Origin of the sequence: Brevibacterium sp. BDJS002 (genome assembly GCF_028201555.1) — a bacterium.
In the GTDB taxonomy this organism is placed as follows: domain Bacteria; phylum Actinomycetota; class Actinomycetes; order Actinomycetales; family Brevibacteriaceae; genus Brevibacterium; species Brevibacterium aurantiacum.
Window position 1 is genome coordinate 2,387,155 of sequence record NZ_CP116392.1, and the last position, 11,070, is coordinate 2,398,224.

Here is an 11,070-nt window from a genome sequence, read left to right on the forward strand (position 1 = left end):
TTGTAGACCTCGGTTGAGCGAGGTCGGTTCGCGGGTCCGGATTCCGGACCCGCGGACTCAGATCAGGGTCGGCTTGACGTCCAGGACGCGTGACAGCAGACCCGAGATGAAGCCGGGTGAGTCATCGGTTGAGAACTGCCTAGCCAGGGACACCGCTTCGTCGATCGCTGCCTTGTCGGGCACCTCGTCATTGAAGATGATCTCCCAGGTCCCGATCTGGAGCAGCGCCAGGTCAACGGCCGGCATCCGCTCCAGGGTCCAGCCCTCCGCATAGGTGGCGATGATCTCGTCGATCTCCTCACGATGACTCGTGATTCCTTCGACGATCTCCACCGCGTAGGCCTTCATCGGATAGTCGGGATCGTTGGACCTCATGGTCACGATCTGCTCGGTGTCGAGGCGTCGCTGACCGGCCTCGAACATCAGTTCCAGGGCCCGACGGCGGGCCCGCGTACGTGCTGACACTTACTTGACGCGACCCAGGTAGTCGCCGTTGCGGGTGTCGACCTTGACCTTGGTGCCCTCTTCGAGGAACAGAGGCACCTGAATGTCGTATCCGGTCTCCAGCGTCGCAGGCTTCGAGCCGCCGGTGGAGCGGTCGCCCTGCAGGCCGGGCTCGGTGTGGGTGATCAGCAGCTCGACCGACGGCGGCAGCTCCACGGAGAGCGCCGTGCCCTCGTGGAAGGAGATCTGCAGGTTCTGGTTCTCGAGCATGTAGTTGGCGGCATCACCGACGAGCTCAGGCGAGACGCTGACCTGGTCGTAGTCCTCAGCGTCCATGAACACGTAGTCGGTGCCGTCATGGTAGAGGTACTGCATGTCGCGACGGTCGACGTTGGCTGTCTCGACCTTGGTTCCGGCGTTGAAGGTCTTGTCGATGATCTTGCCGGAGATGACGTTCTTGAGCTTGGTGCGGACGAATGCCGGACCCTTGCCGGGCTTGACGTGCTGGAACTCCAGCACCTGCCACAGCTGCTTGTCGATATTGAGCACAAGGCCGTTCTTCAGGTCGTTGGTTGAAGCCACTAATCCGTCCTTCTTCGTGTCAGTCTTGGCCACCGCGAGGTGATTGGGTGTGTTTGGCATTGGTTGGCAGTTTCGCCAAACAGCAATTCTAGCAAGCTCCTGCGGGGGCTGCCATCTCGGGCCTGTGAACTCGGCTCAGGTTGCGCTCTCAGGTTGCCCTGAGCGCTGCCTTCAGCCCAGGTCCGCACCGAGCATGACCCGCGGCGAGTCCTCCCCGATCTCCTGGTAGGCCGTATGGAGGATCGAGACATCTGGGATCTCCACGGTCGAAGGTGCCCCGACCTCACCCAGCAGCACCATGCGCAGCATGGAGCCGCGGGCCTTCTTGTCGCGCTTCATAGTGTCCAGCAGCTGCGGCCAGACATCGGCACGGTAGGCCACGGGCAGACCCAGTTTGGTCAGCAGCTCACGGTGGAGGTCGACGGTCTCGGGAGGAAGACTCTTGACCATCGCCGCCACCTCGGCGGCGAAGACCATGCCCACGGACACGGCGGCACCATGGCGCCACTGGTATCGCTCCTTGTGCTCGATGGCGTGTGCCAAGGTATGGCCGTAGTTGAGGATCTCGCGTCGACCGGATTCCTTGAAGTCATCGGCGACGACCTCGGCCTTGACAGCGATGGAGCGTTCGATGAGCTCGCGCAGGACGGGACCGTCCACCTCGGCGATCTCTGCCTTCGAATGACTGCTCACCAGATCGAGGATCTTGGGATCGGCGATGAAGCCGGTCTTGACCACCTCGGCGAGGCCGGTGAAGAGCTCGTTCTCCGGCAGCGTCTGCAGCGTGTCGAGGTCGACGAGGACACCTGAGGGGGCATGGAAGGAACCGACGAGGTTCTTGCCTTCGGCGGTGTTGATGCCCGTCTTGCCGCCGATGGCCGCATCGACCATTCCCAGCACCGTGGTGGGGATGTGGATGACGGAGATTCCCCGCAGCCAGGTGGCCGCGACGAAGCCGCCGAGGTCGGAGACGGCTCCCCCGCCGACCGTGATGATGGCATCGGAGCGAGTGAAATCACTCTGGCCGAGCACCTGCCAGCAGAATGCTGCGACCTGGACGTGCTTGGCTTCCTCGGCATCGGGGATCTCGGCGACGATGGCATCGAGGCCGGTTGCGCGCAGGTCGTCACGGACCGTCTCCCCCGTCGTCCGCAGAGCCCGAGGATGGATGACGAGCACCTTCTCGACCCGTGGCCCCAGAAGCTCGGGAAGTTCACCCAGGAGCCCCTGCCCCACGAGAACCGGGTAGTTCCCGCCGGCTTCGACGTTGATGCGTGTGAGACTCATTCGTGCACTTTCCCCTTTGCTGCCTCCGCGTCGGTGATGACCGCGGTGGCTGACTTCTGAACGTCTTGCGTCCCCAAGCCTAACTCTCTGCTTCCCGGTCCGAGTACTTGGCATACTCTTCGGCTCGCTGCAGCCCGGTGAGGACATCGACGACGCGGTTGACGATGGTCGAAGGATGCGAATTCGACGCGTGGACGCGGAAGGTCGCGACCTGGTCGTAGAGCGGCTCCCGTTCTTTCACGAGTGCCAACCAGTTCTCGACCGGCGTTCCCGCACCCCGCAGCAGAGGCCGATGCGGCGAGTTCAATCGCGTCATGACGGTGTCAACGTCGATATCGATGTGCACGACCTTGATCGCCGGATGACCCAGCTGCGCTCGGGTGCCCGAATTGAGGATCGCTCCCCCGCCCAGGGATACGATTCCCGGACGGTCGAGGAGACGACGCAGGGCACGTCGGACGACCTCGCGTTCGATCCGCCGGAAGTGGTCCTCACCGCGTTCGACGAAGATCTCTGCGATGACACCGTACTTGTCGACGATATTCGCATCCGTGTCGATGAGCGGCAGATCGAGTCGATCGGCCAAGAGCCGACCGATCGTGGATTTGCCGGCGGCAGGCGGCCCGGTCAGGACGATGCGCGACTGCGAGGCCGGGACCGGTTCCAATGGTGGAACCGGTTTCGGGTGCGGGCGTTGAGTCATTGGCCGATTCGGAGGTTCTCCGGAATGGCCGCCACGTAGGCATCCAGGTTCCGTTTGGTCTCGGCCACGGAGTCTCCCCCGAACTTCTCCACCACTGCCTCGGCGAGAACGAGAGCCACCATGGCCTCGGCCACGACTCCCGACGCCGGAACCGCACAGACGTCGGAGCGCTGGTGGTTGGCCTTGGCGGGTTCACCGGTGACGACGTCGACGGTGGCCAGGGCGCGTGGGACCGTGGCAATGGGCTTCATGCCTGCACGGACTCGCAGCGGACCACCTGTCGACATTCCGCCTTCGGTGCCGCCGGCTCGGTTGCTCACGCGTCGGATGCCGTCGTCACCCACAGCGAGTTCGTCGTGGGCCGCGGACCCGGGGCGCCGGGTGGTGAGGAAGCCGTCGCCGACCTCGACGCCCTTGATCGCCTGAATGCCCATTAGGGCTCCAGCGAGTCGGGAGTCGAGCCGACGGTCCCAGTGGACATGCGAGCCCAGTCCGGGCGGAAGGTTGTAGGCGAGGACCTCGACGACGCCGCCGAGGGTGTCCCCGGCCTTCTTCGCAGCATCGATCTCGGCCACCATGCGTGCGGAGAGTTCCGGGTCGAAGCAGCGCACGGGATCGGCGTCGAGTGCGTCGACGTCCGAGGCGAGCGGCAAAGCTGGCTCGGACGTGGCTTCTGTGGACTCCGCAGCCGTGCCGATTGCCACGGTGTGGGAGACGAGTGTGATGCCCAGTTCGCCGAGGAAGTTCGCGGCGATAGTTCCCAGGGCTACACGCATCGCGGTCTCTCGGGCGGAGGCGCGTTCGAGGATCGGGCGTGCCTCGTCGAACCCGTATTTCTGCATTCCGACGATATCGGCGTGGCCGGGCCGCGGGCGGGTCAGCGGGGCGTTGCGGGCCTGACCGGCGAGCTCGTCCTCGTCAATCGGGTCGGGGCTCATCACGGATTCCCATTTGGGCCATTCGGTGTTCCCGACTTCAACGGCCACCGGTGAACCCAGTGTCTGACCGTGTCGGACTCCGCCGAGGAGGCGAACCTCGTCGGCTTCGAACTTCATCCGTGCTCCACGGCCGTAGCCCAATCGGCGTCGAGCCAATCTCGCGCGGATATCTTCCCTGGTGATCGGAACGTGGGCGGGAAGCCCTTCAATGATCCCAGTCAGCGCTTCGCCGTGGGATTCGCCTGCAGTCAGCCATCTCAACATTCAACCGATTCTACAAAAGGATTGGCGCAAGCACCGACCCGAACCACATTCCGGATAGCATTGCGGGTCCGAATGCGATCGTCGTCGTCTTCAGACTGCGTCGTGCGGCCGCCGACAGCAGTGCCGCGAGGCCGGCGATGAGCATCATGATGATGAGGACGAGAGCTGGCGCCCATACCGAGAACAGCGTGGGCACGCCGAACACGACGAAGGCGAGTTTGACGTCGCCGAGGCCCATGGTGCGTGCATGCATGACTCGCCCGATCAGGTGGAGGATGCCGAAGAACAGCACCCCGGCGCCACCGGCGATCAGGGCCAGAACCCACATCTGGGACTCTCCCAGGAGCGATCCGAGGGCGAGGACCAACAGTTCGGCGCCGATGAGCGGGTACATGATCCTGTCCGGCAGCCGGTGGATGACGAAGTCGACGACGACGAGGAATGGTGTGGCCGCGGCTGCTGTGCCCAGGCTCAGCGCCAGCAGAAATGCGTCGAACGCCCCTAGGCCAGCCGAGGAGCCAGCGACGGGGTTGGAAGCCGTCGAGGATCCAGCGACGGAGGCGGGACCGATCCCGGGGAAGAGCAGGGTGGCAACGGTTGCGAGCACGATGCCCAGGACTGCCAAGGGCAGCGGGCGGAAGGCATGTGATCTCGCGAGCACGCCGACGTGTCCGTCATCGGCTGTCCACCATGAAGTCGAGCGAGACAGGAGCAGTCCGAAGCCAGCGCTGATGAGGGCGCTGACCCCGATCGGCCATACGTGGAGAACTCCGATGTCCACCCTCGCCTGCCCTTCCCGTCTCCGTCGTCAGTCGCCTACCGGTCCAGGTGCGTCCTCGAGGGCTCGATACATGGCCACGGTGATGGCTGCTCGACGTGCAGAGTCCCTCGTGCGTCGGTCTCCGCCGTCTGCAGTCTCCGTGTTCCGCAACTCAGCCTCAGCGTTCTGCGACTCGGCTGCGGCGATGAACATCTCCGACTGCGCCACAGCCTGCTCGACGAGCATCACCGTGCCTTCGACCGGGATCAGGCCATGTGCCTCGGCCGCTCGAAGGAAGCCGGATTCGGCGGCATAGGCGACATCAAGTGCCACTCCGCTGTGAAAGTCGGGTGACCACTGCAGCTCGGGAACCGCCTCGGCGGGGAGGGTGGAGATGACGATGGCAGCGGGTTCGATCCGCCTCAGCGGTGCGGTGGTCGCCGTGATCCCGAGCCGTTGACTGAGTTCGAGGACCCGACGCGCCCGATCAGGGTTCCGCACGAGGAACTCGATCGAGGTGATGCCCAATTCGTGGCAGGCCAGCAGCGCAGAGGCCGCAGTCGCTCCCGCACCGAGGATCGTGGCCCTGTCACCATATTCCGTGTCGCTCGTGGTCAGCCCTGGTGCCAGGGCTCGCACGATCCCCTGGACATCGGTATTGGCCACTGCCGTCGAACTCGCTGAACGGACAAGGGTGTTCGCTACACCGGTCAGCCCGGCAGTGTCGTCGAGATCCCACCCATGAGCGCGTGCGAGCTCGACGAGCTGCTCTTTCAGCGGCATCGTCAGGGAGAATCCGACTTCATGATCATGATCCGCCAGAAACGCCTCGAGCTCATCGGCGCCGAGGTCGTAGCTGGCGTATTCGCTGCCGTGAAGTCCCAGCGCCTGGAACGCCGCACGATGAAGCAGCGGTGACTTGGAATGAGCGATCGGGCGACCGAGCACCGCAGCCGAAATCGTCATCCGTCGCCGTTGCCTTCGTTATGTTCCTTAAGCCACTTCCGGTAGATCTCGACGTTCTTCCGGTGCTCGTCGAAGGTGTCGGCGAACTTGGTCTCCCCTGTGTCCGGGTTCGTGGCAACGAAGAACTGCCAGTCGCCTTCTGTCGGGTTGAGTGCGGCATCGACTGCCCCGGAGCTCGGCGAGTTGATCGGCCCTGGAGGCAGCCCCTTCTGCTTATACGTGTTGTACGGGCTGTCTGACTGGCGTTCTTCCTTCGTCGTCGTCAGGTCGCTGCGGGCGCCGTGGATGTAGGCGACGGTGGCATCGGATTGGAGAAGTTTGCCGGTCTTCGAATCATCGGAGATGCGGTTGAGGAAGACCCGCGCCACCTTCTTCCGGACGTCCTCGTCACCGGGCGATTCGATCTCGACGAGGCTGGCCAGAGTCATGATCCGATTCGCGTCATCAAGGTCGATGCCGGCGTTCTCGATCTCGGTCTTCGTCTTGGCGACCATTTCGGACACGACAGCCTCGGCGGTCTTCTCCTTGTCGAGATCGTAGGTCGCCGGGTACAGATAGCCCTCAAGGCTGGGAGCATCGACGTCGAGGCCGTAGTCCTTCGGGGTCTTATCGTCGATGGCTTTGTCGACCGCCTCGGCCTTCATCCCCGATTCGACCATCGTGGACTTGATCTGCTCGATCTTGCGTCCCTCGGCGATCGTGATCTTGGGCGGTTTGATGGGATTGACGAACGCTTCGACTGCCGCCTTGGAACTCATCTTCTCGCGCAAGATGATCGGACCGGCCTGAATCGTGATGTCTCGACGTTCGACCTCATCGAGGAACGGCTCGGAGTTCATGATCACTCCCGCTTCGACGAGCTGGTTGGCCACGGAACGGGCCGAGGCTCCCGGCGGGATCTCCACAGAGACCTCGCTGGTGCCGGCGCCCTCATAGTCGCCTTTGGGACCGAACAGGTCGTCGAAGACTCCGCCGGCGGCTCTGACACCGAAGAAACCGCCGATGCCGAAGACGAGAACACAGACGACGACGATGGCCGTCGTCCTGCGTCTGCGCATCATCCGGCGGTGCTTCTTGGCTTTGAGATCGGACCTGGACAGCCCTTCGTCTTCCGAAAACTCGCCTGGGAACGGGCTCATTGCTCACTCTCCTCGTCGGGCATTGCTCGACCGGCCGGTTGTCCGGTGTTGTGTTCGTATTCGAGGGCGTTCTGCAGAATGATGACTGCGGCCTGGGCGTCGACGATCTCTCGGCGCTGACGCGAGTTCTTCCCTGCGGCTGCGAGGGCGTGGTGGGCTTCGACAGTGGTGAAGCGCTCATCGACGAGGCGGATCGGCGTCGCCGTGGCAGCGCTGATCCGCTTCGCGAACTCCAAGGCCGTTGCTGCTGCCGCTCGGGCCGATCCGTCGAGGGATTTCGGGTCGCCGATGAGTAGTTCGATCGGTTCGTATTCGTCGATGATCTCCCGCAGCGTCTTCAACGCTGCGGGTTCATCGGTCCGCCTCACCACGGTCAGTGGTGTGGCGAGGATGCCATCGGGGTCGCTGGCGGCCACCCCGATGCGCACCGAACCGATGTCCAGGCCCAATCGACGGCCCCGGCGGAAACTCACTGGAGAGCTGCCTTGACTGCTGCGATGGCAGAGGGAATCGCACTGACATCGCTGCCGCCGCCCTGGGCGAGGTCAGGCTTGCCGCCTCCGCCGCCGCCGAGTTCACCGCAGGCCAGGGAGACGAGCTTCCCAGCCTGGTGTCCCTCTTCACGTGCGGCGGCGGTCGTGGCAATCACGACGACCGGCTTCGAGTTGCCTGTGCCGATTCCCAGAACCACAGCGGACCGTTCGTTGACTCTGCCGCGCAGGTCGGTGACGACGGTGCGGATGTCCCCTGCGTTGGTGACGTCGCCGAGGTCGGCGACGACGAACAGGGTTGATCCCACGGTCTCGGCATTGTCGAGGAACTTGCCGGCTGAGGCCAACAGCTGCTGGGAGTTCAGGCGGGCGATCTCCTTCTCCGCGTCCTTGAGTTTGCTCATCAGGTCCCCGACGCGTTCCTTCACATCGGTGCCTGGCACCTTGAGCATGTCGGAGAGGGAGGACACGATGCTGCGTTCTGCGGCCAGGGAGCGGAAGGCGTCCATGCCGACTGCGGCCTCGATGCGGCGCACGCCGGAGCCCACGGAGGCTTCGGAGAGCACAGAGATGGGCCCGACTTCCGAGGAGGAACCGACGTGGGTGCCTCCGCAGAGTTCACGGGAGAAGGGACCGCCGATATCGACGACTCGCACGATGTTCGGGTACTTCTCACCGAAGAGCGCCATCGCACCGGACTTCCGGGCGTCTTCGAAGGGCAGGAATTCGGTGCCGACCTCATAGTTCGAGCGAACTGCGAGGTTGGCGACGTCTTCGATCTCCGCACGCATCTGCTGGCTGGGTGCTTCGGGGAACGAGTAGTCGAAGCGCATGTAGCCGGGCTGGTTCATCGATCCGGCCTGCACGGCGTGCGTGCCCAGGATCTCCCGCAGTGCTGCGTGGACGAGGTGGGTGGCGGTGTGTGCCTGTGAACCCTGGAACCGGTGGTCGTGGTCGACGACGGCCAGAACCTCGGCGCCGACGTGGATCTCGCCGTCGATGACTTCGACCCTGTGGGCGGGCAGACCCTTGATGGGGTTCTGCACGTCGAGGACACGAGCGGTGAAGCCATGACCCTTGATGAGGCCGATGTCGGCACGCTGCCCGCCTGCCTCGGCGTAGAACGGGGTCAGATCGAGGATGAGGTCGGCGGTCTGTCCTGGTGTGAGGACTTCCTGGGCGAGACCATCGACGACGATCCCGCGCACCCGGGAGTCGGCTTCGAGCCTGTCGTAGCCGACGAATTCGGAGGCACCGTCTTCGAGCAGTGCCGAATAGGCCGAGAGGTCGGCATGTCCGCCGCCCTTCTTCGCCTTCGCGTCGGCTTTCGCCCGGGTCCGCTGTTCGCTCATGAGGGCACGGAATCCCTCTTCGTCGACATTCACGCCCTGCTCGGAGGCCATTTCCAAGGTCAGGTCGATGGGGAAGCCATGGGTGTCATGCAGAGCGAACGCAACGTCGCCGCTGAGAGTCTTGTCCGATGCGGGCAGTGAGGCTGCCGCGTTCTGGAACAGCTGAGTGCCGGACTCCAGAGTCCGCAGGAACGCCTTCTCCTCGGCATAAGCGATGCGGGAGATGCGATCGAAGTCCGTCTCAAGCTCCGGGTAGGAGAGTTTCATCGACTCCATCGACACCGGGAGCAGTTCGGGCAGGACCTCGCTGGTCACGCCGAGGAGACGCATTGCACGTACGGCCCGGCGCAGGAGACGGCGCAGGATGTAGCCGCGGCCCTCGTTGCCGGGGCGGACACCGTCGCCGATGATGATGAGGGAGGAACGCACGTGGTCAGCCACGACGCGCATCTGCACATCGGCGTCGTGATCGGCACCGTAGCGGTGGCCGGAGAGCCGGCTGGCGGCTTCGATGACGGGGAAGACCTCGTCGATCTCATACATGTTCTCGACGCCCTGGAGCAAGAAGGCGACGCGTTCCAGGCCCAGGCCGGTGTCGATGTTCTTGGCAGGGAGTTCGCCAGCGATGTCGAAGTCGACCTTGGACCGGACTTCGCTGAGCTCGAACTCCATGAACACGAGGTTCCAGATCTCGATGTAGCGATCCTCGTCGGCCACAGGGCCGCCTTCGACTCCGTAGTCGGGGCCGCGGTCGAAGTAGATCTCGGAGCAGTAACCGCCGGGACCGGGCTGCCCGGTGTGCCAGAAGTTGTCCTCGTTGTCGCGCGGCTGGATGCGCTCACGGGGAATCGAGGTCTCCTCGAGCCACAGGTCGATGGTCTCGAGGTCGTCCTCGTGGACCGTTGCCCACAGGAGGTTCTTGTCGAAGCCGAGTCCACCGTCGTCCACGGAGTTCGTCAGCAGGCCCCAGGCGAAGCGAATGGCCTCGCGCTTGAAGTAGTCGCCGAAGGAGAAGTTGCCGTTCATCTGGAAGAACGTGCCGTGGCGGGTGGTCTTTCCGACTTCTTCGATGTCGCCGGTGCGCACGCACTTCTGCACGCTCGTGGCCCGATTGAACGGAGCGGGTTCCCGACCGGTGAGGTAAGGGATGAACTGCACCATTCCTGCGATGTTGAACAGGATCGATGGATCGGAACTGATCACCGACGCTGAGGGGACGACCGCGTGCCCGTTCGCTTCGAAGTAGTCCAACCAGCGCTGTTTGATCTCTGCCGTCTTCATCCAAGGCCTTTCACATGTTGCGTGTGCACTCTTGCACTCATCAGTGACTAGTTTAGTGACTCAACCACATTATGCGAGGTGCCGACGCTGCGCGCCGCCGACCCGCTGGTCACCCCGAGATCAGCTTTAGGTTCGGTCCTGTGGTTGAGCGATTGTCGGGCGGTTGTTCACCGTCCGAACGAATTGGGGGGTGAATGCACAACTGCCCGGAACTCGATGTTCCGGGCAGTTGCTGCCGTGCGATCCCTCTGGGGTGATCAGCGCGAGTAGTGCTCGACGACCAGCTGAACGTCGACGGTCACAGGAACCTCTTCGCGCTTCGGGCGACGAAGCAGAGTGGTCTGCAGTCCCTCGAGGTTGACGTTGAGGTAACCCGGAACTGCAGGGAGAACATCCTTGTGTCCACCGGCTGCAGCAACCTGGAACGGATCCATCGATGCGCTGCGCTCGTGCACCTGGATGGTCTGTCCTTCCTTCACGCGGAAGGAGGGGCGGTCGACGCGCTGTCCGTCAACGGTGATGTGACGGTGCACGACGAACTGACGTGCCTGGGCGATGGTGCGGGCGAAGCCCGAACGCAGGACCAGGGCGTCGAGACGCATTTCGAGGAGCTCAACCATGGTCTCACCGGTCAGACCGGAGAGGCGGCTGGCTTCTTTGTAAGTCTTGAGCATCTGAGCTTCACGGATGCCGTACTGGGCGCGAAGACGCTGCTTCTCCTTGAGACGGACCGAGTAGTCGCTGTCATTGCGACGACGTGCGCGGCCGTGCTCGCCTGGAGGATACGGGCGACGCTCGAAGTACTTCTCCGCCTTCGGAGTCAGCGGCATGCCGAGGGCGCGCGAGACGCGCGTCATCCGGCG

Annotated in this window: 11 protein-coding genes; all 11 read right to left on the reverse strand. The window is 63.8% G+C overall.

Annotation, left to right across the window (positions count from 1 at the left end; translation table 11 throughout):
* Positions 1–57 precede the first annotated feature (57 nt).
* On the reverse strand, positions 58–465 hold the full coding sequence (nusB, locus tag PGC08_RS11230) for a transcription antitermination factor NusB (protein WP_029416485.1): 408 nt from the start codon (positions 463–465) through the stop codon (positions 58–60).
* A complete protein-coding gene (gene efp / locus PGC08_RS11235) occupies positions 466–1,026 on the reverse strand; it encodes an elongation factor P (RefSeq protein WP_009881429.1) in 561 nt (186 codons plus the stop codon).
* A gap of 171 nt (positions 1,027–1,197) precedes the next feature.
* Complete coding sequence (gene aroB / locus PGC08_RS11240; protein ID WP_009881430.1) at positions 1,198–2,313, reverse strand: 3-dehydroquinate synthase; 1,116 nt, start codon at positions 2,311–2,313, stop codon at positions 1,198–1,200.
* A gap of 79 nt (positions 2,314–2,392) precedes the next feature.
* Positions 2,393–3,016 carry a shikimate kinase gene (locus tag PGC08_RS11245; protein ID WP_009881431.1) on the reverse strand — a complete coding sequence of 208 codons (624 nt, stop codon included), beginning with the start codon at positions 3,014–3,016 and terminating at the stop codon, positions 2,393–2,395.
* On the reverse strand, positions 3,013–4,218 hold the full coding sequence (gene aroC / locus PGC08_RS11250; RefSeq protein ID WP_029416487.1) for a chorismate synthase: 1,206 nt from the start codon (positions 4,216–4,218) through the stop codon (positions 3,013–3,015). The genes PGC08_RS11245 and aroC overlap by 4 nt, the downstream gene beginning before the upstream one ends.
* 10 nt (positions 4,219–4,228) lie before the next feature.
* On the reverse strand, positions 4,229–4,999 hold the full coding sequence (locus tag PGC08_RS11255) for a hypothetical protein (protein WP_009881433.1): 771 nt from the start codon (positions 4,997–4,999) through the stop codon (positions 4,229–4,231).
* 27 nt (positions 5,000–5,026) lie between these two features.
* Positions 5,027–5,944 (reverse strand): shikimate dehydrogenase family protein, encoded by a 918-nt coding sequence (locus PGC08_RS11260; RefSeq protein ID WP_096177756.1) that lies wholly within the window; start codon positions 5,942–5,944, stop codon positions 5,027–5,029.
* A complete protein-coding gene (mltG, locus tag PGC08_RS11265; RefSeq protein ID WP_193083661.1) occupies positions 5,941–7,083 on the reverse strand; it encodes an endolytic transglycosylase MltG in 1,143 nt (380 codons plus the stop codon). Before mltG ends, PGC08_RS11260 begins: the two co-directional genes overlap by 4 nt.
* Positions 7,080–7,556, reverse strand: coding sequence for a Holliday junction resolvase RuvX (ruvX, locus tag PGC08_RS11270; RefSeq protein ID WP_029416490.1), 477 nt, complete (start codon positions 7,554–7,556; stop codon positions 7,080–7,082). The genes mltG and ruvX overlap by 4 nt, the downstream gene beginning before the upstream one ends.
* Positions 7,553–10,207, reverse strand: coding sequence for an alanine--tRNA ligase (gene alaS, locus PGC08_RS11275; protein ID WP_271708432.1), 2,655 nt, complete (start codon positions 10,205–10,207; stop codon positions 7,553–7,555). The genes ruvX and alaS overlap by 4 nt, the downstream gene beginning before the upstream one ends.
* Positions 10,208–10,464: 257 nt before the next feature.
* A complete protein-coding gene (gene rpsD, locus PGC08_RS11280; protein WP_009881438.1) occupies positions 10,465–11,064 on the reverse strand; it encodes a 30S ribosomal protein S4 in 600 nt (199 codons plus the stop codon).
* Between the last annotated feature and the right edge of the window lie 6 nt (positions 11,065–11,070).